At 74.7% G+C, this 22,225-nt stretch carries 24 protein-coding genes; 1 reads left to right on the top strand and 23 read right to left on the bottom strand.

Annotation, left to right across the window (positions count from 1 at the left end):
• Positions 1 to 17 precede the first annotated feature (17 nt).
• Genes hisH through hisD form a run of 5 tightly spaced genes read right to left on the bottom strand, consistent with a single transcriptional unit; the run spans position 18 to position 3,808 of the window.
• Positions 18 to 638 (bottom strand): imidazole glycerol phosphate synthase subunit HisH, encoded by a 621-nt coding sequence (hisH, locus tag ACN27D_RS03905; protein ID WP_421498552.1) that lies wholly within the window; start codon positions 636 to 638, stop codon positions 18 to 20.
• Positions 638 to 805, bottom strand: coding sequence for a hypothetical protein (locus ACN27D_RS03910; RefSeq protein ID WP_013287581.1), 168 nt, complete (start codon positions 803 to 805; stop codon positions 638 to 640). Before ACN27D_RS03910 ends, hisH begins: the two co-directional genes overlap by 1 nt.
• A complete protein-coding gene (gene hisB, locus ACN27D_RS03915; RefSeq protein ID WP_013287582.1) occupies positions 805 to 1,416 on the bottom strand; it encodes an imidazoleglycerol-phosphate dehydratase HisB in 612 nt (203 codons plus the stop codon). The genes ACN27D_RS03910 and hisB overlap by 1 nt, the downstream gene beginning before the upstream one ends.
• Positions 1,413 to 2,486 carry a histidinol-phosphate transaminase gene (locus ACN27D_RS03920; RefSeq protein ID WP_358172672.1) on the bottom strand — a complete coding sequence of 358 codons (1,074 nt, stop codon included), beginning with the start codon at positions 2,484 to 2,486 and terminating at the stop codon, positions 1,413 to 1,415. The genes hisB and ACN27D_RS03920 overlap by 4 nt, the downstream gene beginning before the upstream one ends.
• Complete coding sequence (gene hisD, locus ACN27D_RS03925) at positions 2,483 to 3,808, bottom strand: histidinol dehydrogenase (RefSeq protein ID WP_421498553.1); 1,326 nt, start codon at positions 3,806 to 3,808, stop codon at positions 2,483 to 2,485. Before hisD ends, ACN27D_RS03920 begins: the two co-directional genes overlap by 4 nt.
• A 108-nt stretch (positions 3,809 to 3,916) precedes the next feature.
• On the opposite strand from hisD, the gene ACN27D_RS03930 reads away from it, so the two are divergent.
• Entirely contained in the window at positions 3,917 to 4,621 is a 705-nt protein-coding gene (locus ACN27D_RS03930; protein ID WP_393377071.1) for an LON peptidase substrate-binding domain-containing protein, read from the top strand.
• Here the strand turns inward: ACN27D_RS03930 and ACN27D_RS03935 are convergent.
• The 18 genes from ACN27D_RS03935 to ACN27D_RS04020 all read right to left on the bottom strand — a co-directional run bounded on the left by ACN27D_RS03935 (position 4,587) and on the right by ACN27D_RS04020 (position 22,156).
• The gene (locus ACN27D_RS03935; RefSeq protein WP_358172668.1) at positions 4,587 to 5,432 is read right to left on the bottom strand and encodes a DUF2567 domain-containing protein; all 846 of its coding nucleotides are present in this window, start codon (positions 5,430 to 5,432) and stop codon (positions 4,587 to 4,589) included. The two genes, ACN27D_RS03930 and ACN27D_RS03935, sit on opposite strands and share 35 nt — an antisense overlap.
• A 48-nt stretch (positions 5,433 to 5,480) precedes the next feature.
• On the bottom strand, positions 5,481 to 7,028 hold the full coding sequence (locus ACN27D_RS03940; protein WP_357897262.1) for an ATPase: 1,548 nt from the start codon (positions 7,026 to 7,028) through the stop codon (positions 5,481 to 5,483).
• A 140-nt stretch (positions 7,029 to 7,168) separates the two neighbouring features.
• The gene (locus ACN27D_RS03945; RefSeq protein ID WP_421498554.1) at positions 7,169 to 8,017 is read right to left on the bottom strand and encodes a hypothetical protein; all 849 of its coding nucleotides are present in this window, start codon (positions 8,015 to 8,017) and stop codon (positions 7,169 to 7,171) included.
• A 1-nt stretch (position 8,018) separates the two neighbouring features.
• Entirely contained in the window at positions 8,019 to 8,963 is a 945-nt protein-coding gene (locus ACN27D_RS03950) for an RluA family pseudouridine synthase (RefSeq protein WP_357897258.1), read from the bottom strand.
• Positions 8,960 to 9,562 (bottom strand): signal peptidase II, encoded by a 603-nt coding sequence (gene lspA, locus ACN27D_RS03955; protein ID WP_121684259.1) that lies wholly within the window; start codon positions 9,560 to 9,562, stop codon positions 8,960 to 8,962. Before lspA ends, ACN27D_RS03950 begins: the two co-directional genes overlap by 4 nt.
• A 66-nt stretch (positions 9,563 to 9,628) precedes the next feature.
• The gene (locus ACN27D_RS03960) at positions 9,629 to 10,048 is read right to left on the bottom strand and encodes a TraR/DksA family transcriptional regulator (protein ID WP_018785248.1); all 420 of its coding nucleotides are present in this window, start codon (positions 10,046 to 10,048) and stop codon (positions 9,629 to 9,631) included.
• Between the two features lie 225 nt (positions 10,049 to 10,273).
• Positions 10,274 to 11,779, bottom strand: coding sequence for a potassium/proton antiporter (locus ACN27D_RS03965; RefSeq protein WP_120568831.1), 1,506 nt, complete (start codon positions 11,777 to 11,779; stop codon positions 10,274 to 10,276).
• A 22-nt stretch (positions 11,780 to 11,801) separates the two neighbouring features.
• Complete coding sequence (locus ACN27D_RS03970; protein ID WP_120568830.1) at positions 11,802 to 12,110, bottom strand: DUF167 domain-containing protein; 309 nt, start codon at positions 12,108 to 12,110, stop codon at positions 11,802 to 11,804.
• A gap of 2 nt (positions 12,111 to 12,112) precedes the next feature.
• Positions 12,113 to 12,919: a hypothetical protein gene (locus tag ACN27D_RS03975; protein WP_121684258.1), complete on the bottom strand. Its 807-nt coding sequence runs from the start codon at positions 12,917 to 12,919 to the stop codon at positions 12,113 to 12,115.
• Between the two features lie 72 nt (positions 12,920 to 12,991).
• Positions 12,992 to 13,795 (bottom strand): DivIVA domain-containing protein, encoded by an 804-nt coding sequence (locus ACN27D_RS03980; protein ID WP_091331126.1) that lies wholly within the window; start codon positions 13,793 to 13,795, stop codon positions 12,992 to 12,994.
• A gap of 41 nt (positions 13,796 to 13,836) precedes the next feature.
• The gene (locus ACN27D_RS03985) at positions 13,837 to 14,142 is read right to left on the bottom strand and encodes a YggT family protein (protein ID WP_013287596.1); all 306 of its coding nucleotides are present in this window, start codon (positions 14,140 to 14,142) and stop codon (positions 13,837 to 13,839) included.
• A 28-nt stretch (positions 14,143 to 14,170) separates the two neighbouring features.
• Complete coding sequence (locus ACN27D_RS03990) at positions 14,171 to 14,872, bottom strand: cell division protein SepF (protein ID WP_091331125.1); 702 nt, start codon at positions 14,870 to 14,872, stop codon at positions 14,171 to 14,173.
• A gap of 193 nt (positions 14,873 to 15,065) precedes the next feature.
• Positions 15,066 to 15,812 (bottom strand): YggS family pyridoxal phosphate-dependent enzyme, encoded by a 747-nt coding sequence (locus tag ACN27D_RS03995; RefSeq protein WP_421498555.1) that lies wholly within the window; start codon positions 15,810 to 15,812, stop codon positions 15,066 to 15,068.
• 9 nt (positions 15,813 to 15,821) lie between these two features.
• Complete coding sequence (gene ftsZ, locus ACN27D_RS04000) at positions 15,822 to 16,937, bottom strand: cell division protein FtsZ (protein ID WP_030500246.1); 1,116 nt, start codon at positions 16,935 to 16,937, stop codon at positions 15,822 to 15,824.
• Between the two features lie 228 nt (positions 16,938 to 17,165).
• On the bottom strand, positions 17,166 to 17,984 hold the full coding sequence (locus ACN27D_RS04005) for a cell division protein FtsQ/DivIB (RefSeq protein ID WP_421498556.1): 819 nt from the start codon (positions 17,982 to 17,984) through the stop codon (positions 17,166 to 17,168).
• Positions 17,981 to 19,462: a UDP-N-acetylmuramate--L-alanine ligase gene (gene murC / locus ACN27D_RS04010; protein ID WP_120568826.1), complete on the bottom strand. Its 1,482-nt coding sequence runs from the start codon at positions 19,460 to 19,462 to the stop codon at positions 17,981 to 17,983. Before murC ends, ACN27D_RS04005 begins: the two co-directional genes overlap by 4 nt.
• A gap of 85 nt (positions 19,463 to 19,547) precedes the next feature.
• On the bottom strand, positions 19,548 to 20,654 hold the full coding sequence (gene murG, locus ACN27D_RS04015) for an undecaprenyldiphospho-muramoylpentapeptide beta-N-acetylglucosaminyltransferase (protein ID WP_030500243.1): 1,107 nt from the start codon (positions 20,652 to 20,654) through the stop codon (positions 19,548 to 19,550).
• The gene (locus tag ACN27D_RS04020) at positions 20,654 to 22,156 is read right to left on the bottom strand and encodes an FtsW/RodA/SpoVE family cell cycle protein (RefSeq protein ID WP_120568824.1); all 1,503 of its coding nucleotides are present in this window, start codon (positions 22,154 to 22,156) and stop codon (positions 20,654 to 20,656) included. The genes murG and ACN27D_RS04020 overlap by 1 nt, the downstream gene beginning before the upstream one ends.
• Between the last annotated feature and the right edge of the window lie 69 nt (positions 22,157 to 22,225).

Genomic DNA, 22,225 nt, shown 5'->3' on the forward strand with positions numbered 1-22,225 from the left:
GCCCCGGACCGGTCCGGTCACAGCGTGCCGAGCCAGTTGCGCAGCAGCGCGGCACCGGCGTCGGCCGACTTCTCCGGGTGGAACTGCGCGGCCGACAGCGGCCCCCGCTCCACCGCCGCGACGAAGTCCGCGCCGTGGTGCGAGGTGGTCACCGCGGCACCCGCCTCGGCCAGCGCCGCCGGGTCGGTCACGCCGTAGGAGTGGACGAAGTAGAACCGGGTGTCGTCCGGCAGCCCGGCGAACAGCGTCGAGCCGGCCGGTGGCCGCACGGTGTTCCAGCCCATGTGCGGCAGCCGCCGCGCGGGCAGCCGGGTCACGCCGCCCGGCAGCAGCCCGAGCCCCTTGGTGACCACGCCGTGCTCCTCGCCGTGCCCGAACAGGATCTGCATGCCGACGCAGATGCCCAGCACCGGCCGCCCGGCGGCGACCCGGTCGGCGATGACCGGCCCGGCGCCCAGCGCCTCGATCCCGGTCATGCACGCGGCGAACGCGCCCACGCCCGGCACCACCAGACCGTCGGCCGACGCGGCGGCGTCCAGGTCGTCGGTGACAGTCACCTCGGCGCCGGCCCGCGCCACCGCGCGCTCGGCCGAGCGCAGGTTGCCCGAGCCGTAGTCGAGCACCACCACCCGTGCCATCAGCTCTCCCCCGGCAGCAGCCAGAGCACCCCGGCGACGGTGGCCAGCACGGCCAGCAGGCCGGTGATCACCACGGCGGCGCGGGGCGCGCCCTGCTTGAGCAGCGACCACGTCCCGCCGACCAGCAGGCCGGCCAGGATCAACAGAAGTGTGGGCAGCACCTTCATCAGAGAGCGCCCTTCGTGGACGGCACCACGCCCGCGTTACGCGGATCGATCGCGGTGGCCTCGCGCAGCGCGCGGGAGACGGCCTTGAACTGCGCCTCGACCACGTGGTGGGCGTCCGGGTGGCCGCCGGGACGGGCCGCGCGCAGCACGTCGACGTGCAGCGTGATCCGGGCCGACTGACCGAACGACTCCCAGATGTGCCGGGTCATGCTCGTCGGGTAGACCGGCCCGATGTACGGGGCCAGCGCCGGCTCGTCGTGCACCACGTACGGGCGGCCGGACAGGTCGACGGCGGCCCGGACCAGCACCTCGTCCATCGGGACGGTGGCCGAGCCGTACCGCCGGATGCCGGCCTTGTCGCCCAGCGCCCGGTCGAACGCGGCGCCCAGCGCGAGCGCGGTGTCCTCCATCGTGTGGTGCGCGTCGATCTCCAGGTCGCCGACGGTGTGCACGGTCAGGTCGAAGCCGCCGTGCCGGGCGATCTGGTTGAGCATGTGGTCGTAGAAGCCGACGCCGGTCTCGATGTCGGCCTTGCCGGTGCCGTCGAGGTCGATCTCGACGAGCACCTTCGTCTCGTTGGTGACCCGCTCGATCCGGGCGATCCGGCTCATGAAACTGTCTCCATCGCGGTGAGGAAGGCGTCGGTCTCGGTCGGGGTGCCCGCGGTGACGCGCAGCCAGCCGGGCAGGCCGACGTCGCGCACCAGCACGCCGGCATCGAGCAGGGTACGCCAGGCCACCGCCTGGTCCCCCTCGACGGCGAACAGCACGAAGTTGGCGTCGCTGTCGGCCACCCGGTGACCCCGGGCGCGCAGCTCGGCGACGATCCGGTCCCGCTGCTGCATGATCGCGGCCACGGTGCCGAGCAGGGCGTCCCGGTGCGCCAGCGCGGCACGGGCCGCGGCCTGGGTGAGCGCGGACAGGTGGTACGGCAGCCGGACCAGCTGCACCGCGTCCACCACCGCCGGGTCGGCGGCCAGGTAGCCGAGCCGCCCGCCGGCGAACCCGAACGCCTTGCTCATGGTGCGGGTCACCACCAGTCGCGGGTGGCCGGGGAGCACCGCGAGCGCGCTCACCGTGCCGGGCCGGGCGAACTCGGCGTACGCCTCGTCCACGACCACCATCCCGGGCGCCGCGTCCAGCACGGCGGCGACCACGGCCGGGTCGAGCGCGGTGCCGGTCGGATTGTTCGGCGAGCAGAGGAAGACCACGTCCGGCCGGTGCTCGCGGACCTGGGCCACCGCCTCGCCGGCGGTGAGCCCGAAGTCCTCGCCGCGCCGGGCGGGCACCCACCGGGTGCCGGTGCCGAGCGCCAGCAGCGGGTGCATCGAGTACGCCGGCGTGAAGCCGAGCGCCGTGCGCCCGGGACCGCCGAACGCCTGGAGCAGCTGCTGCTGGATCTCGTTGGAGCCGTTCGCCGCCCACACGTGGTCGGCGGTGAGACCGTGACCGAGGTAGGCGGCCAGGTCGGCGCGCAGCGCCACCGCGTCCCGGTCCGGGTAGCGGTTGAGGTCGCGCAGCTCGGCGGCGACCGCCTTGCCGATCGCCTCCACCACCGGCTCCGGCACCGGGTAGGAGTTCTCGTTGGTGTTCAACCGCACCGGCACGTCGAGCTGCGGCGCACCGTACGGCGTCCGCCCGCGCAGGTCGTCGCGGATCGGCAGATCGTCGAGCGTGGTCACGACGCGCCGCCCTCGGGGAAGCGGACGCTGACCGCCTGGCCGTGCGCTGGCAGGTCCTCCACCGTCGCCAGCGTGACCACGTGCGGCGCCACCTCGCGCAGCGCGTCCTGCGTGTATTCGACCAGGTGCACGCCGCGCAGGAAGGACTGCACGGACAGGCCGGAGGAGTGCCGGGCGCAGCCGCCGGTGGGCAGCACGTGGTTGGAGCCCGCGCAGTAGTCGCCGAGCGACACCGGCGACCAGGCGCCCACGAACACCGCACCGGCGTTGCGCACCCGCAGCGCCCACTCGCGGGCGTTCTCGGTCTGGATCTCCAGGTGCTCGGCCGCGTACGCGTCGACCACCCGCAGCCCCGCCTCCAGGTCGTCGACCAGGACCACGCCGCTCTGCTCGCCGCGCAGCGCGGTGCCGATCCGCTCGGCGTGCTTGGCCGCCGGCGCCTGCCGGGCCAGCTCGGCGTCGACCGCGTCGGCCAGCGCGGTGGACGGGGTGACCAGCACGCTCGCGGCGAGGGGGTCGTGCTCGGCCTGGCTGATCAGGTCGGCGGCCACGTGCGCCGGGTCGGCGGTGTCGTCGGCCAGGATCGCGATCTCGGTCGGACCGGCCTCGGCGTCGATGCCGACCACGCCCCGCAGCAGCCGCTTCGCGGCGGTGACCCAGATGTTGCCCGGACCGGTGATCATGTCGACCGGCTCGCAGCGCTCGTCGCCGGCCGCGTCGACGGCCGCGCCGTACGCGAGCATGGCGACCGCCTGGGCGCCGCCGACGGCGTACACCTCGTCCACGCCGAGCAGCGCGCAGGCGGCGAGGACCCGCCGGTCGGGCAGCCCGTCGTTGTCCTTCTGCGGCGGGCTCACCACCACCAGCGAGCGCACCCCGGCCGCCTGGGCCGGGACCACGTTCATCACCACCGTCGACGGGTACATGGCCAGGCCGCCGGGGACGTAGAGACCGACCCGGTCGACCGGCACCCACCGCTCGGTCACCGTGCCGCCCGGCACCACGGTCGTGGTGTGGTCGGTGCGGCGCTGGTCGGCGTGGACCTTGCGGGCCCGGGTGATCGACTCCAGCAGCGCGGCGCGGACCTGCGGGTCCAGCTCGTCCTCGGCGGCGCGGATCGTCTCGACCGGCACCCGCAGCCGCTCCGGGGCGACGCCGTCGAACCGTTCGCTCGCCTCCCGGATCGCCGGGTACCCATGGTCCCGGACCGCCTCCACGAGCGGGCGGATCCGCTCGACCGCCACGGAGACGTCGAGCTGGGCACGGGGCAGCAGGCGGCGCGGGTCACGGGCCCCGCCGCGCAGGTCGATCCGATTCAGCACGACTGCGAGTCTAGGCCGCCGCCGGTGTCACCGGCCGGGCCCGCCCGCACGCCGGGACGGTGAGCCGGGACACGCGCGGGCGGGCGGGTTGGCGATACGCTCGATCACGTGAGCGCACGGCTGCCGGTGTTCCCGCTCGGGACCGTCCTCTTCCCCGGGCTGGTCCTTCCGCTGCACATCTTCGAGGAGCGCTACAAGGCGCTGGTGCGCCACCTCGTGGGGCTGCCCGAGGGCGCGCCGCGCGAGTTCGGCGTGGTGGCGATCCAGGCCGGCTGGGAGGTCGCGCCGGCCGGGCCGCCGGGGCGTTCCGGGCCGGCCGGCGGCGAGGTGACGCTGCACGAGGTCGGCTGCACCGCCGAGCTGCGGCAGGTCACCGAGCTGGCCGACGGCGGCTTCGACATCGTCACCGTCGGGCGGCGGCGGTTCCGGGTCGCCGAGGTCGACGACTCCGCCGAGCCGTACCTCACCGCCGAGGTGGAGTGGCTGCCGGAGCCGGACGGCCCGGACGAGGTCTCCGACCTGCTGGCGGCCCGGGTGATCTCGGTGTTCCGGCAGTACCTGGGCCTGATCCGGCCGGACCAGCAGGAGATCACCGAGCAGTTGCCGGAGGACCCGACGGTCCTGTCGCACCTGGTCGCCGCGACCGCCGCGCTGACCGTCGCCGACCGGCAGCGGCTGCTCGCCGTCGACGACACCGCCGGCCGGCTGCGCGCCGAGCTGCGCCTGCTCCACCGGGAGACGGCGTTGCTGCGGCAGGTGCGTGCGGTGCCGGTGCCGCTCAGCGAGCTGGCTGGTCCCCCGGCGCCGAACTGAACCCGGGCGGGGGCGGCCAGGCCGCGTCGGGCTCCGGCTCCGGCCGCAGCGACGGCCACCGCGACCAGCCCGCCAGCAGCGTGTACGTGACTGCCGCGCCGAACGCGGCGAGCAGCAGGTTCCCGTGCGGCAACGGCAGCGGGCCGTACCAGTCGACGCCGCCGGCGCGCAGGTCGACCGGCTTGGTGAACGCGGTGCCCGGCGGCGCGGTCTCCACCAGCCGCTGGAACGTCGACAGCCCGATCCGGCGGCCGACCTGCCAGGCCACCGCCGCCGCGCCGAGACCGCCGAGCGTCACCGCGAGCAGGCCGGCCGGGCCGCGCCGGCGGCGCAGCAGCACCCACAGGGCGACGGCGGCGAGCACGCCGAAGCCGAGCGTCAGGAGGCTGAACCAGCCGTCCGCGGCGATCGGCTGCTCCGGCTGCGTGGTCGCGTAGACCGCGCCCGCCGGGGTCTGCCGTACCGGCGTCTCGGGCGCCGCCCACGCCCACAGCAGCCCCAGCGGCACGCCGAGCGCGGTGAGCAGCGCGACCACGCCGAGAGTGGTGAGCAGCGGGCGGCCGGACCGGGTGGCGCCGGGCAGCTCCGCCACCACGCCGGGATGCCCGGCGAGCGGGTCGGCGCCGGGCGCGGTGACCGGCGTGCCGGCGGGCACCGGCAGGCCACCGGGCCAGCCGGGCGGCTGCTCGCGCGCGGGCCACGCGCCGCCGGGACGCGGGGCATCGTCCGGCCGTGGGGCGTCGCCGGTACGCGCGTCGGTGCCGTCGGTGCGCTCGCGCGCCCGCTCGGGCTCAGGGGTGTCCGGACTCACCCGTTGATCCTCTCAGGCCCGGGCACGGCGCGGGGCGGTGGTCGGCGCTCAGCGCGCGAACGGTTCCAGCATCACCGCTGCCGCCTTGAGCCAGGCGTTGCGGGTCTCGGCCTGGAGCTGGTGGTACTCGATCGAGGAGCCGGTCTCCAGCGCCGGGTCGTACGGCACCACGGCGACCGCGCGGGTCCGGGTGGCGAAGTGCCGTTCCAGGTCGTCCTGCAACGAGGTACGCCCCGGCGTGGGGCAGGAGATCAGCGTGACCGCGTTGTCGGCCAGCTCGCCCATGCCCACCTCGTGCAGCAGGTCGAGCATCCAGTCCGCGCTGAACGCCGCGTCCTCGCGCGGCACCGTGGTCACCACGAGCTGGTCGGCGGCCTGCATGACGGTGCGCCAGTTCGGGCTCTCCACGTTGTTGCCGGTGTCCACGCAGACCACCTCGTGGGTGCGGCGCAGCAGCTCCAGCACCCGCTTGACGGTGAACTGGTCGAGCCGCTGGGCGAAGCGCGGGCTCTCCTCGCCGGCCAGCACGTCGTACGAGCCGTCGGAGGCGTGCCGCAGGTAGTCGTCGAGGTGCGACAGCAGCGTGTTGCCCTCGAGGATCTCGATCTGCGCCAGGTCGTGGACCAGGTGGCGGATGGTGCGGGCGTGCCGGGCGCTGCCGGCCCGCAGACCGAGCGTGCCGCGCAGCTCGTTGTCGTCCCAGGCGAGCACGCCGCGCCCGCGTACGCTGCCCACCGTCGCGGCGGCGAGCACCGTCGCGGTGGTCTTGTGCACTCCCCCCTTGGGGTTGGCGAACGCGAGCACCCGGGGGGTGCCCAGCTCGCGGCGCAGCACGCCGGTCGCCCGTTCGAGTTCCGGGTCCGGCTCCGGGGCGCGCCACTGCACCTGGGCCGCGTCGACCCGGCCGGAGCGGCCCTCCAGCGGGCGGCGGGGCGCGGGCACCACCGGCTCCGGTGCGGGCGGCGTGTCCGGCCGGTAGCGGCCCCGGTCGAGCAGCGCGTAGCGGGACTCCGGCGGGGGCGGCGCGGGCCGGTAGCCGCCGTCGAGAAGGGAGTACCGGGACTCGGCCGGCGCCTCGGCCCGGCCGCGCGGCTCTGGACGGGCCGGCTCGGGCCGCCAGGACGGTTCCGGGCGTGGCTCGGCGGTGAAGGGCTGCTCGGGCGCGAACGACGGGTCGGGCGCGAACGACGGGTCGGCGCGCCAGGACGGGTCGGGCGGGTAGGGCTGCCCGGCGCGCCAGGACGGCTCGGGGTCGCTGCGGTACGCCGGTTCGGCCCGGTAGGCCGGCTCGCCGTCGTGCCGGGGATCGGCGCGGAAGGCCGGGTCGACCCGGAACGTGGCCTCGGCCCGGTAACCGGGCTCGGCGCCGTACGACCCGTCGGGGGCGCGGCCGACGGCGGTGGCGCGGCCGGTCCACCCGGTGCCCGCGCCACGGCGGGGCAGCGGGTCGGGCGGCGGCGCCGGTTGCTCCTCGACGTGCCGGTCAGCGTCGGCGTGCTCCGCGCCGCGACCGCCGAGCCGGGCCCGGTCGAGCAGCGCCCGCCACCGCGGTGCCGGCTCGCCCTGCCGACCCCAGCCGGTCTCGCTGCCGTCCAAGGATTCGCCCTCCCCCAGCCCATCGATCTCCGCCTGACAGGCTACGAACGAAACCCTATTCGGACCACTCCCCGCGCCGCACATCGCCCGGTGGCCCGCCGCACCATGGGATCGGCCCGGTCGCCGCGTGCCCCGGTGTCTCAGGAGGTGGGAGCGGGATTGGGTGTCCCGGAGCCGGCGACGGACGCGGGGGCGGTGGGTGAAGGTTCGCTCACCGTCCGTGCGGCTTCCGACGAATCGCCCATTCCGCCTGCCCCGGCCGGCCCGGTGTCGGCCGGCGGCCGGACCACGTCACGCTGCTCGGGCAGCGGCGGGGTGAACACGGTCCGGTCCAGACGGGTCACCTCCGGCGCCGGGTCCACCGCCCGCACGCCCGGACGACCGGCGAGCGCGCGCAGGGCGTCCGGCGCGGCACTGACCACCGCGGCGTAGACGCAGGCGCAGCCCGTCCGGTACGCCTGCGCCTCGCGGGCGGCGACCTCGGCGCCGCTGTCGTACACCCGGCGCAGCTCCGGGTCGACTGTGGTCGCGGCGGCGCGGGACCGGTAGTCCGCGGCCTCCCGGTCCTTGCGGGTCGCGACGCCGGCCATCCCGGCCACCACGTCCTGCGGCACGCGCAGTGCCGCGATCCGGACGATCTCGGTCTGCCGGCCGGGCAGCGGCACCCGCGCCACCACAGCCGAGACCCGCGTGCCGTCCAGCGCGGCGGCCGCCCGCGCCGGGGTCAGGTAGTCGGCGAACGACACGAGCGCGTAGCCGTCGGGCGCGTCGAGGCGGGCCAGTTCGTCCCCGGCGGCGCGCAGGTACGCCGGGATGCTCGCGCCGTCGGTCACGCCGACCCGGGTCACCTCGCCGACCGTGCGGTCGCTCACCGGGCGGTCCCGCCGCTGCGCCACGGCCACCACCAGCACGACGAGCGCGCAGGCCAGCGCGACCCAGGTCAGCGCGGCGGACCGGGACCGGCGCGGTGGCGCGGGATCGTCGCTCACGTCAGTCGCGCAGGATCTCCAGCGCCCGGGCCAGGTCGTCCGGGTACTCGCTGACGAACGTCACCTCGTCGCCGGTGCCCGGGTGCGCGAAGCTCAGCGAGCGGGCGTGCAACCACTGCCGGGCCAGCCCCAGCCGGGCGGACAGCGTCGGGTCCGCGCCGTAGGTCAGGTCGCCCACGCAGGGGTGCCGCATGCTGGAGAAGTGCACCCGGATCTGGTGCGTCCGCCCGGTCTCCAGCCGCACGTCGAGCAGGCTGGCGGCGGGAAACGCCTCGATCGTGTCGTAGTGCGTGATGCTCGGCTTGCCGCCGGAGACCACCGCCCAGCGGTAGTCGTGGTGCGGGTGCCTGTCGATCGGCGCGTCGATGGTGCCGCTCAGCGGGTCCGGGTGGCCCTGCACCACGGCGTGGTAGCGCTTCTCCACCTCGCGGAACTTGAACGCCCGCTTCAACGCGGTGTACGCGCGCTCGCTCTTGGCCACCGCCATGATCCCGGTGGTGCCCACGTCGAGCCGGTGCACCACGCCCTGCCGTTCGGCGGCGCCGCTCGTGGAGATCCGGTGGCCGATGCCGGCCAGCCCGCCGATCACGGTGGGGCCGGTCCAGCCCGGGCTCGGGTGCGCCGCCACCCCGACCGGCTTGTCGACCACCACGATGTCGTCGTCGGCGTACACCACGGTCAGGCCGGGCACCGCCTGCGGCACCACGGTCGGCGGCGCCGGCGGCGCGGGCAGCGTGACCTCCAGCCACGAGCCCGCCTTGACCTTGTGCGAGTTGGGCCGGGCCACCCCGTCGACGAGCGCGTCGCCGGCGTCGATCAGGCCGGCGGCGGCGGTACGGGAGAGCCCGAACAGCCGGGCCACGGCCTGGTCCAGGCGCATCCCGTCGAGGCCGTCGGGCACGGGCAGGGAGCGGGTGTCGCCGGCGGCGGCGAACGCGGAGGTCACGCGCTCTCCCGCTGCTCGGCCGGGGCGGCGGCGTCGCGCTTCTCGTCGCGCAGCCGGGAGCCGTCGCGCTGGCGGCCGGTCAGCTCCAGGAAGACCGCGAGCACCACGCCGCACACCAGCGAGCTGTCGGCCAGGTTGAACACCGGCCAGACCTGGCCGTACGGGTCGAAGAGGCTGATCATGTCGACCACGTGGCCGACGAAGTGGCCGGGCGCGCGGAAGATCCGGTCGATCAGGTTGCCCAGCGCACCGCCCAGCACCAGGCCCAGCGACACCGCCCAGGGCAGCGAGCGCAGCCGCAACGCCATCCAGGTGATCCACCCGATCACCACGAACGTGATGATCGGGAAGACCCAGGTGTGGTCGGAGCCGATGCTCCAGGCCGCGCCGCTGTTGCGGGTGAGGCTGAAATAGACCGCGCCGCCGAGCAGCGAAACCGGTTCCCGGCCGGTCAGCTCGGCGAGCGCGAGCTGCTTCGTGCCGAGATCCGCCAGCAGCGAGAACAGGGACACGCCGAGCAGCAGGCCGACGGCCTTACGGCGGGGCGCGCCGGCGCCCGACTCGGTGGTGCCGGCCCCGGCGGGCGGTGCTGCGGTCATCTGCTCCCCATCGACGCTCGCGACGGTGTGGTCACCGTCTGCCGTACGGCCGCCGGGGAGCGGTGATCAGCGCCGCTCCTCCAGCTGCTTGCACGTCACGCAGAGGGTGGCCGACGGGAACGCGGCGAGCCGCTCCACCGGGATCGGGTTGCCGCACCGCTCGCACCAGCCGTAGCCGCCCTCGTCGAGGCGCTCAAGCGCGCGCTCGACCTGCGTGATCCGTTCCTTGATGCTGTTGGCGAGAGAGATCTCCTGCTCCCGCTCGAACGTCTTGGTGCCGGTGTCGGCCTGGTCGTCCCCGGCCGAGTCGGTCAGCCGGTCGCGCTGCAGCTCGGTGATCTCGCTCAGCGTCTGATCGTACTCGGCGTTCAGCTCGTCCCGCCGTGCCGCCAGGGCGGCCCGGATCTTCTCGGTCTCCGCCGCGCTGCGGGTGGCCTTCGCCACCGGCTTGCGACCGGCGGTCCTGGTGTCGGCTGGCTTCGCCATCGTCAGCTCCCTCAGCCGCACGGAGCGGCGGTCAGCGGTGCGTGGGCGGGGACGCCGTCGTCGGCGCCGTCCGCGTACGGAAGGGTGCACGGCGAGCGGGTCCGCCGTGCACTCCGGAGGTTGGCAAGAATACGGAACGTACAGGCGTCCGACAACGTGCCGCACCGTCGTCCCACGTATCCGCCCCGGACTGCCATCAATCGGGGCAAAAGGAACGGTAGCAGATCAGCGGGCCGGCTCCTCGCCGTACTCCCCGAACCACCTCGCCAGCCGGCCCCGGCGGCTCACCGCCCGCAGCCGCCGCTCGGTCTCGTCCCGTACGCCCGCGGTGGCGACGATGAGCAGGCTGTCCCCGACCTTGAGCCGGGTGTCGGCACCCGGCACGAAACCGACGCCGTCACGCAGCACGAGCGTCACAGCGGCGCCGACCGGCAGCCGCAGCTCGTCCACGTGCACCCCGGCCAGCCGCGACCCGGCCGGCACCTCCAGCTGGAGCAGGTCCGCGCGCATCCGTTCCAGCGGGGCGGTCTCCAGCAGGATCTCGCTCGCCTCGGCCGGCGCGGTCACGCCCAGCCGGCGCGCCGCCGGCGCCAGCGTCCCGGCCTGGAGCAACGTGAAGATCACCACCAGGACGAAGACGGCGTCGAACAGGCGGTCCGCCCCCGGCACGTGCAGCGACAGCGGGATGGTCGCCAGCACGACCGGCACCGCGCCGCGCAGCCCGGCCCAGGACAGGAAGAGCTGCTCGCGCAGGTTCACCCGGAAGGGCAGCGCGGACACCGCCACCGACAGCGGCCGGGCGAGCAGCAGCAGCGCCAGCCCGGTGATCACGGCCGGTAGCACCGCCGCGTCCAGCCGGCTCGGCGAGACCAGCAGGCCGAGCAGCACGAACAGGCCGATCTGGGCCAGCCAGGCCAGCCCGTCGGCGAAGCCGAGGATGGCCTGGCGGTGCGGCAGCCGCGAGTTGCCGAGCAGGACACCCGCGACGTACACGGCGAGGAAGCCCGAGGCGTGCAGCACCGAGCCGGCCGCGTACGCCAGCACGGTGAAGCCGACCACCGCGATCGGGTACAGGCCGGCCGACGGCAGCGCGGCCCGGCGCAGCGCGTACCGGCCGGCCAGCCCGGCGCCGACCCCGACCGCCGCGCCGGTGCTCAGCTCGTAGCCGAGCAGCAGCACCTCGTACCACCAGGGGTGGTGGGCCTCGACCCCGGCGCGGGACAGCAGCAGCACCAGCAGCACGACCGGGGCGTCGTTCACCCCGGACTCGGCCTCCAGCGCGGCCACCAGCCGGGGCGGCAGGCGCAACCGGCGCAGCGTGGCGAACACCGCCGCGGCGTCGGTCGAGGAGAGCACCGCGCCGTAGAGCAGCGACAGCCGCCAGTCCAGGCCGAGCAGCAGGTGCACCACCACGCCGACGACCACGATGCTGACCACGACGCCGACCGTGGACAGCGCCGCGGCCAAGCCCAGCACCGGCCGCAACGTGCTCCACCGCGCGGTCAGGCCGCCCTCCGCGATGATCACGATGAGCGCGCAGAAGCCGAGCACCCGGGTCAGCTCGACGTCGTCGAACCGGATGCCCAGGCCGGCCTCGCCGAGCAGCACGCCCAGCGCCAGGTAGACCAGCAGACTGGGTACGCCGAGCCGGGTGGAGAACCGCACCGCGCCGACCGCGACCAGCAGCACGGCGGCGCCCACGAGCAGCGCGACGTCGAGCCCCGGGGTCATCGCCGGCCGGCCCGACCGGACCTCACGCCGTGCTGCCGTCGCGCAGCCGGCGCAGCACCTCGGGCAGCCCGTCGTGCGGGCGCTCGACCAGGAACAGCTTGTCGCGGCTGGCCGCGCCGGACCGCAGGGACACGGTCGCCGGCCGGACGCCGAGCGCGTCGGCGAGCGCGCGCCGGGCCGCCTCGGTGGCGCGGCCGTCCACAGCCGGCGCGTGCACCGCGACGACGAGCGCCGGACCGTACGGCCCGTCGAACCGCCCGCCCACCCGGGCGCGGGCCGCTCCGGGCTTCACCCGCACCGCGACGGTGAGTGTGTCGTCCGCGATCGTCATGGTCAGCGCGGCCGGGCCTCGGCGAGCAGGGTGGTGGCGGCGGCGCAGTGCGCGCACGGGGTGAAGCCCAGCGCGACCGCCTCGGCGACCGGCAGCGGTTCGTCCTCCCGGCCCACCAGGTGCGGGCAGTCGGGCAGGTGGAAGCGGGGGTGGCCGTCGACCACCAGGACCTCGCCGGGCAGCCGGACCAGCCGGGAGACCTCACCGGTGGAGAGGAACTCGGCCGGCGGGTCGCCGTCGAACGCCTCGCCCGGTGCGGGCGAGGTGGGCCGCGCGGTCTCCGGCGTCCGCGGGCCGGGCGGCGAGTAGGGCGCCGAGTCCGCGACCACCGGATCCGGCGCCGTGTACGGCCCGGCGGCGGGTTCGGCGTCGAACGCCGTCGTGTACGGCCCCGCGGCGGCCTCGGTGTCGAGCGGCCCGGTGGCCGGCTCGTACGGCCCGGCGTCGAACGGCTCGGCCGGCGGCGAGTACGCGGCCGGCGGCGGGACGTCGTCCGGCTCGGTCACCGGCGACCCGGGCGGTTGCCGCCACCCGGATCCACCGGCGCCGACCGTGGACGTGTGGTGCGGGACCGGGCTCACCGGTTCGTCCGGGGACGGGACGGTGTGCGCGGTCCGCGGTCGCGGCCCGGCCTCCCGGCCGGCCGTGGCCCGTGCCGCGGCTGCCTGGCGGGCGAACGCGACGAAGGCGACGGCGGACAGCAGGCTGGCCGCGATCGAGACGATGAGCAGGAGGCTGGATCCGCCGGCGAGGCCGGCGATCAGCAGCACGACCGCGACGAGGATGAGCAGGATGCTGGCGGCTACCACGGCTCACCCCCGGCCGCGTCGTGTCGGTCTGGGCGGTCGGGGGCCGTCACGGGGACGGCCACCGACGCGGGATCAGCGGCCGGACTCGAGCGAGCCCGCGCGGCCACCGCCGTAGGAGCCGGCGAGGCCGGCCGCGGCGAGACCGTTGCTGCCGGTGGCACGGTTGCCCTCGGAGCGGTTCATCTCCACCTCGAGACCCTGGCCGCGACCGTCGAGGTCACGCAGCTGGCTCTCCAGGTACGCCTTGAGGCGGGTGCGGTACTCGCGCTCGAACTGCTTGAGCTCCTCGATGTGCTTCTGCAGCGCGGTGCGCTTGGCGTCCAGGCCGCCCATGGCCTCCTGGTGCCGCTGGCGGGCGTCCCGCTCCAGGGCGTCGGCCTTGGCGCGCGCCTCCCGGGTGACCTCCTCGGCCTTGGAACGGGCCTCGGAGAGCAGCTGGTCGGCCTCGCGACGGGCGTCGGAGACGTGGTCGTCGGCGGTGCGCTGGGCCATCATGAGCACCCGCAGCGCCTGCTGCTCGCCGTCACCGGTCACGCCGGCCGGGCCGCCCTGCGTGCGGACCTGCTCCAGCTCGGCCTGCATCGCGCGGGCCGCCTGCTCGGCGGCCGCCTTGTCGCGCTGCACCCGGTCGAGCTGGGCCTTGACGTCGTTGAGCTCCGCCGCGAGGCGGGCGTCGCCGCCGGGGCCGGCGGGAGCGCCACCCCGACCGCCGCGCTCCACCTGGGCGCGCAGCTCGTTGTTCTCCTCGATCAGACGGGCCAGCTCGCGCTCGACCTCGTCCAGGAAGGCGTCGACCTCCTCCTCGTCATACCCCCGCTTGCCGATCGGCGGCTTTTTGAAGGCGACGTTGTGGACGTCGGCCGGGGTCAGCGGCATCGAAACTCCTCGGGTCAGTTGCGGCCGCGAAAGCGCTCTGGTCAGGCAAACGCGAAGATCAGGCGCCTAAACACGAACTCCATCAGCACGAACAGGATAACCAGGAGCACAAGGGAGGCCAGGTCGATGCTCACGGTACCAATTCGCAGTGGTGGGATCACACGCCTCAACGCTCGCAGGGGCGGATCAGTGACGCTCCACACGACTTCCAGTCCCGCCGACGCTCCCCGTCCCGGTTGCCAGCGGCGACCATAGGCCAGCACCGCCCCAAGAACAAATCGCGCCAAAAGGACAATTAGGAAGATGTACAGCAGCAGGTAGAGCACCTGGAACAGGATCGACAACACGGCAGGCGACGTCCCTCGGTCGTGCGGCTCAGCTCAGGCTGAAGAAGCCGCCCTCAGCGATCTTGGCCTTGTCCTCCGCGGTGACCTGGACGTTGGCCGGTGAGAGCAGGAACACCCGGTTGGTCACGCGCTCGATCGTACCGCGCAGACCGAACGCGAGCCCGGCGGCGAAGTCGACGAGCCGGCGGGCGTCCGCCTCGTCCATCTCGGTGAGATTGATGATCACCGGTACGCCGTCGCGGAAGTGCTCGCCGATGGTCCGCGCCTCGCGGTACGTGGTCGGGTGCAGCGTGGTGATCTGGTAGCGCTGTTCGTCCTCCGGCGCCACACGCTCCCGCTCCCGCGGCTGGGTCTGCGGCGCGAGCGCGAGGTTGTCGCGGGTGTGGTAGGTCAGGGCGCCCGAGGCGTCACCGGCGGAGGACCGGGTGATCGACCGCACGCTGGACCGCTCGGCCCGCTCCGGGCGCTCGGACTCGGCCCGGTCGGCGTCGACCGCGCGGCTGGAGGCGCGCTCGGACAGCCGGCCCCGGTCGCCGAGCCGGCTCCGCGTCGTCGGCGGCTCCTCGGCCTCGTCGTCGTCCTCGTCGGCGAACTCCTCGGCGTACCGGCTCGACCGGTAGCGCGACGAGTCCCGGTAGCCACCCTTGTCGTAGCCACCGTCCTCGTACGCCCGCTCGTCGTCCTCCTCGACGAGACCGAGCCAGACCCCCGCCTTGCGCAGTGCACCCATCCCCGCGCCCTTCCGTCCGCCGTGCGGCACGCGCCCCCGTGCCGTGTCGCTTGATCACGAGTGGACGATCATGCCCACCGGACCGGATCGGCAATCCCCTGACGCGCGGTTCGCGGTCCGCCCGTCACGGCCCCCGGCTACGGGAACGCCGTCCTGAACAACACTGATGTAATTTGCTTCCGTCGTGGTGAGGCTACCGCAGCGCAGGGCGCATTCCGAGCAACGCGCTGCCGACACGGACATGTGTCGCGCCGTGACCGATCGCGCTCTCCAGGTCTCCGCTCATGCCCGCCGACAGCACCGTCGCACCCGGATGGTCGGCCCGCAGCGCCGCCGCCACCTCGGCCAGCCGGGCGAACGCCCGGTCCGGCTCCCAGCCCAGCGGCGCCACCGCCATCAGGCCCGCCAGCCGCAGAACGTCGGCGCCGGCCACCGCCGCGGCCACCGGGTCGAGCCCTCGCTGCGGATCGGCCGCGCCGGGCAGCGCCCCGCCCCGGGCCGCGTCGCCGTCGATGCTCACCTGCACCAGCACGTCCAGCGGCCGGTCCCGGACCGCGCCGGCGGCGGCGTCCAGCGCGGCGGCCAGCCGGACGCTGTCCACCGACTGGACCACGTCGGCGTACCGGACCACCGAGCGGGCCTTGTTGCGCTGCAACTGGCCGATGAAGTGCCAGCGCGGCGCCGCCCCGGCGGCGGCCACCGCCTCCGCCTTCGGCGCCGCCTCCTGGTCGCGGTTCTCCCCGACGTCGGTCACGCCGAGCCCGGCCAGCGCGACCACGTCCGCCGCCGGATACGTCTTGGTCACCGCGACCAGTGTGACCTCGTCGCGCTGCCGCCCGGCCGCGGCGCAGGCGTCGGCGATGCGGGCCCGCACCCGGGCCAGGCCGGCCGCGAGTTCGGCGCGCCGCTCGGGCCGCACCGCCGTCTGTGACTCCGTCATCGGCGCGGCTCAGGACCCGTTCTTGAGGAAGTCGGGCACGTCGACGTCGTCGAAGAGCACCCGGCGCGACGGCTGCTGCGGCGCCGGCATGGTGGCCGGCGGGCTCACCGGCGCGTTCGGCTGGGCCGGCGGGTTCTGGTTGCTCTTGCGCGGCGGCTCCACCGCCTTGTACGCCGGCGCGCCCCCGTCGAAGCCCGCCGCGATCACGGTGACCCGCACCTCGTCGCCGAGCGCGTCGTCGATGACCGCGCCGAAGATGATGTTCGCGTCCGGGTGGGCCGCGTCGGTGACCAGTTGAGCCGCGTCGTTGATCTCGAACAGGCCGAGGTCCGATCCGCCGGCGATGGACAGCAGCACGCCGCGCGCGCCGTCCATGCTCTGCTCCAGCAGCGGGCTGGAGATGGCCGCCTCGGCCGCCTCGACGGCGCGGTTCTCGCCCCGGGCGCTGCCGATGCCCATGAGGGCGCTGCCGGCGCCGCTCATCACGCTCTTCACGTCGGCGAAGTCCAGGTTGATCAGACCCGGCGTGGTGATCAGGTCGGTGATGCCCTGGACACCGGAGAGGAGCACCTGGTCCGCGGTGCGGAACGCGTCCATCATGGAGATGTTGCGGTCGCCGAGCGCGAGCAGCCGGTCGTTCGGGATCACGATGAGCGTGTCGCACTGGTTGCGCAGCTCCTCGATGCCCGCCTCGGCCTGGACCTGCCGGCGCTTGCCCTCGAACGAGAACGGCCGGGTGACCACGCCGATGGTGAGCGCGCCGAGCTTGCGGGCGATGTTCGCCACGACCGGCGCGCCGCCGGTGCCGGTGCCGCCACCCTCGCCGCAGGTCACGAACACCATGTCGGCGCCCTTGAGGACCTCTTCGATCTCGTCGCGGTGGTCCTCGGCGGCGTTCTTGCCGACGTCCGGGTTGGCGCCCGCGCCCAGTCCCCGGGTCAGCTCCCGGCCCACGTCGAGCTTGACGTCGGCGTCGCTCATCAGCAGCGCCTGCGCGTCGGTGTTGATCGCGATGAACTCGACGCCCTTGAGCCCAACCTCGATCATCCGGTTGACGGCGTTGACGCCGCCGCCCCCGATGCCGACGACCTTGATGACCGCCAGGTAGTTGTGCGGAGGTGTCATCTCCGGTCCTTTCCCTTCGAGATTGGCATGGGCCGACCCCACACGGCTTGGCCGGATCAGCGGCCTCCGACGGCTGAACCCTCACCCTCTACTAGAGGCTTAGAGTTATGTCAACCACTGATCTCTTCGGGGCAACGTATGCGCCGCCGCGCCAGGAGCCAAGGACCTGTTCCGGCGTGTCGCCGACCGAGCGACAGGGGACACATCACCCGCTCGCTGAGCCACGGGTCACTCGAACGTGACCACGTCCGGCGCGCTGACGTCGATCCGGTCCGCCTTGCGGCTCAGCAACGCGGTGGCCACTGTCGACTTGTCGGTGCCGCGGGAGGCGTCGCCCCAGAAGACCTCACGCTCCCCGCGCAGCACCAGCGTGATCCGGGCCAGCCCGGCCACGTCCACCGCGACCAGCTCCGCGCGCAGCTTCTCCCCCAGCGCGGCGAGCACCGCCAGCCCGGCCCGCGTACCCGGGTCGTCGGGGCCCGGCCGAGCCACCCTGACCAGCGGCAACCCGTCCGGCACCCGGTCCAGGCGCTGGAACACCACCCCCGAGCCGTCGACGACCAGGAAGCCCTCGCCCTGCGGCACCGCTGCCACCGGGGTGCGCTCCTGCACCCGGATCACGAGCGTGTCCGGCCACTGGCGCTCCACCGTGGCGCGGGCCACCGGCGGCAGCGTGCCGACCTTGCGCGCGGTCGCGTCCAGGTCCACCCGGGCCAGCGGCGCGTTGTCCGGCACCGCGGCGGCGTCGCGGATCTGCACCGGGGTGACCAGCCGCGCGCCGACCACCCGTACCTCGCGCACGCCGAACAGGCCGGTGCCCAGCACCGTCCACACGACCAGGCCCGCGACGGCGAGCACCGCGGCGGCGACCGCCCAGGGCAGCGCCGCCCGCATCCGCCGCTGCCGGGCCCGGGCCATGAACCGGCGGGTCGACGGCGGCACGGCGTCCGCGTTCGCCCGCACGAGCTGCCAGCGCCGGGCCGGGCTGCGCCGCCCGCCGCCGCCGTCCGGTCCGGGGGTACGGCCGCGGGCCGGACCGGGACTCATCCGGCCGGGGTCGCCGCGCCGTCCGGGTCGACGCCGGCGCCGAGCCCCGTGCCCCCGGCGGAGCGGGCGAGCAGGGCGTCGAGCAACTGGTCACCCATCAGCGAGATCGGCGGGGCGCCCATGGTCACCACCACGTCGCCGGTCCGCGCCCGCCGGGCCACCTCGGCCGGCACGTCGTCCCACGACTCGACGAACACCTTCCGCTCGGCCGGCAGCGACACCTCCTGGATCAGCGCGGCCGAGCCCTCGCCGGGGCGGCGCGTCTCGCCGGGGCCGAACACCTCCAGCAGCACCACCTCGTCGGCGATGCCGAGCGCGGCGGCGATCTCCGCCTGGTTGTCGCGGGTGCGGTAGAGCCGGTACGGCTGGAACACCACGATCAGCCGGCCGTCGCCGGCCACCTCGCGCAGCGTCTGCAGCGCCAGCGTCATCGAGGTCGGGTGGTAGGCGTACTCGTCGTAGACCAGCACGCCGTCCGCGGCACCCTTGCGCTCGAAACGGCGCCGCACGCCCGGGAACGCGCCCAGCGCGGCCTCCGCCGCGGCCACCGGCAGTTCCAGCAGGTACGCGGCGAGCACCGCGGCGGCGCTGTTGAGCGCCATGTGCCGGCCCGGTACGGGCAGCCGGATCTCACCCAGCGCCCGGCCCTCGACCTCGGCCTGGTAGCGCACCCCGTGCGCGGACGACACGACCTCGCTCATCCGCAGGTCCGCGTCGGCGGATTCGCCGTACGTCCAGACCCGGCGGCCCTCGGCGCGCAGCGTCTCGGCCAGCCGGCGCCCGCCCGCGTCGTCGGCGCAGGTGATCACGAAGCCGGCCGGGTCGGTGAGCCGGGCGAACTCGGCGAACGCCGCCTCCAGGGTGGCCAGGTCGCCGTAGGTGTTGAGGTGGTCCGCCTCGACGTTCGTGATGATCGACACGAACGGCCGGTAGATGAGGAACGAGCGGTCGCTCTCGTCCGCCTCGACCACGAAGTGCTCGCCGGTGCCGTGGTGCGCGCCGGAACCCACCTCGGAGATCTCGCCGCCGATCACGAACGACGGGTCGGTGCCGGCCTGCTGGAGCACCATGGTGACCATCGACGTGGTGGACGTCTTGCCGTGGGTGCCGGCCACCGCCACCGTGCGGCGCCCGGTCATCGCGGCGGCGAGCGCCTCGGAGCGGTGCAGCACCCGCAGACCCCGGCGGCGCGCCTCGACCATCTCCAGGTGGTCCTGCGGGATGGCGGAGGAGTAGACGACCGTGTCCACCCCGTCGAGGTTGGACGCCTCGTGGCTGGAGTGGATGGTGCCGCCGAGCGCCCGCAGGCCGGCCAGCGACGGCCACTCCCGCAGCTCGCTGCCGGAGACCGGCAGGCCCCGGGTCAGGAAGAGCCGGGCCAGCCCGGCCATCCCGACGCCGCCCACCCCGATCAGGTGGATCCGGCCCAGGTCCTCCGCCGTCATGGTGCCGGCGGGCGTGAACTGCGCGGTGTTCATCAGACGTACCTTCCCGTCGCGGTTGCCCACATCGCTGAGCCACCGTCGTTCGCGACTGCGGGGCTCGCAAGCTCACTCCTCGCGCTCACCGAGCCACCGCCTCGTAGACGAAGTTCAGCAACGCCACGTCGCCGTCGCGGCGGCCGTAGCCGGCTGCGGCGTGGCTCATCGCGTACAGGCGCTGCGGGTCCCGGATCAGCGGGATCACCGTCCGCTCCACCCAGGCCGGGGTCATCTCGGCGTCGTCGACCAGCAGGCCGCCGCCCGCCTCCACCACCGGCAGCGCGTTGCGCTTCTGCTCCTGGTTGCTGTGCGGGTAGGGCACGTAGACGGTGGGCAGGCCGATCGCGGCCACCTCGGCGCAGGTCATCGCGCCGCCGCGGGCCAGCATCAGGTCGGCCGCGGCGTAACCCAGCTCCATCTCGGACAGGTACGGCAGCGTGACGTACGGCACCGGCAGGTCGGTGGGCACGGAGACCGGCTCGTTGCGGGCGCCGATGACGTGCAGCACCTGCACACCGTTGCGGGCCAGCTCCTTCGCCGCGCCGGAGACGGCCAGGTTGATCGAGCGGGCGCCCTGCGAGCCGCCGGCGACGAACAGCACCGGCAGGTCGGGGCGGAGTCCGAAGTGGGCGCGGGCGGCGTCGCGCAGCGCGGCCCGGTCCAGCCCGGCGATGCCCCGGCGCAGCGGCACGCCCACCACGCGGGCGTCGCGCAGCGCCTCGGCCTGGGCCGGCTGGTGCGGGAAGCCGACAGCGACGTTCTTGGTGAACTTCATCCCGAGCCGGTTCGCCACGCCCGGCGGCACGTTCACCTCGTGGATGACGATGGGCAGCTCCCGCCGCCACGCGGCCAGGTAACCGGGCACCGAGACGTACCCGCCGAAGCCGACCACGGCGTCGGCCTGGACCTCGTCGATCACCTTGCCCGCAGCGCGCGCCGCCTTCCACATCCGGTCCGGGGTACGCACCAGGCTCATGTTGACCGACCGGGGAAGCTGGTAGGCCGGGATCTGCCGCAGGTCGTAGCCGGCCGGCGGGATCAGCTCGTTCTCCAGCCCTTTCGGTGTGCCCAGACAGGTGATCCGGACGCTCGGGTCGTGTCGGCGCAGGCAGTCGGCGAAGGCGAGCAGCGGGTAGATGTGCCCGCCCGTACCCCCTCCGCAGAGCACCACCGAACGCAGCGGACCCATCAGCGTCTCCTCTCGCTCGCCGCGCCGGAGCGCGCCCGGTCGGGCCGGGCGCCGCGGGGCGCGGCCTGATCGTCCTGCCGCCGCTGCCGGGACCGGGGCACGGACCCTCGGTCGGCCGGGGGCGGCGCCGGCTTGCGGCGCCGGCCGGGAAGCGGCGGCAACGGGGCCCACACTAGTCGGACCCATCGGGCGGGCGGACGGGCATGCAGCGCTCGCGCCGCGTCCGGCTCCGCGCGGGCGAACGAGGCGAGCATGCCGATCGCGGCGAGCGTCACCACCAGGGCGCTGCCGCCGTCGGAGATGAACGGCAGCGGTACGCCGGTCAGCGGCAGCAGGCCGGTCACGCCACCGATGTTGATGACGGCCTGGCCGACCAGCCAGGCGGTCACGCCGGCGGCGGCGAGCCGGCGGAACGGGTCCTCGACCCGGCGGGCGATCCGCATCCCGGTGTACGCGAGCACGGCGAACAGCGTCAGGACCACTGTGCAGCCGACCACGCCCAGTTCCTCGGCGACGATGGCGAAGATGAAGTCGTTGTGCGCCTCGGGCAGGTAGTTCCACTTCAGCGAGCTCTGGCCCAGGCCGACGCCGAACCAGCCGCCGTTGCCGATCGCGTAGCGGGCCTGCACGAGCTGGTAGCAGTAGTCCAGCTTCTGCTCGAAGCAGGTCTTCGGGTCCGGCGGGTCGAGCCACATGGTGAGGCGGCCGAGCCGGTAGTTGTCCGCGTCCCGGGAGCCGGAGCCGGCGCCGAGCGAGGCGGCGGCCACCAGCAGGCCGATGCCCGCCAGGCCGATCGCGGAGAGCGCGGCGAAGACCCGGCCCCGCACGCCGGCCGCCCAGAGCAGCCCGACCACGAGCGCCAGCAGGCAGAGCATGCTGCCCAGGTCGTTGAAGCCGACCAGCACGAACAGCAGGCCCACCACCGGGAACAGCGGGGTGGCCAGTTCCTTCCACCAGCCCAGCGCAGCGCCCTTGCGGGCCAGCACGTGCGCCGCCCACAGCACCAGCGCGAACTTCGCCACCTCGACCGGTTGCAGCGAGATCGGGCCGAGGGAGAGCGAGAGGAGTTCGGCCCGCAGCGGCCCGATCGCCGTCACCCCGAACAGCGAGTTCAGCGCGACGAACAGGTTGAGCGTGAGCAGCAGCGCCACCGCCACGCCGAGCGCCGGGCGGCTCACCGCCCGGAACGTGCGCGCGGGCAGCCGCTGGCAGGCCCAGAACGCGCCGATGCCGATCACCGCGAACACGGCCTGCTTGGTCAGCGACGCGGACGCGTCGCCGCCCTCGGCGAAGTCCTTCACGCTCGTGGCGGAGAAGACCATGGTGAGGCCGATCAGCAGCAGCAGGCCGGCGCTGGACAGCAGCAGGTAGTACGAGGCCAGCGGCCGGGCCAGCAGGCCGCGCAGCGCGGCCAGGCCACCGGCCGGATCCCAGCGCGCCGCGGGCGGGTCGGCCGGAGGCGTGGCAGCCGGGGCACGGCGGGCCGGCGGGTCGCTGGTCACCTGGATGTCTCGTCCCTCCCCCACAGGCCCATCATGGCCGTTCGACCCGCCCGCCCGTGGCGCAACCGC

This window comes from Micromonospora sp. WMMD1274, from assembly GCF_049179035.1.
In the GTDB taxonomy this organism is placed as follows: domain Bacteria; phylum Actinomycetota; class Actinomycetes; order Mycobacteriales; family Micromonosporaceae; genus Micromonospora; species Micromonospora tulbaghiae.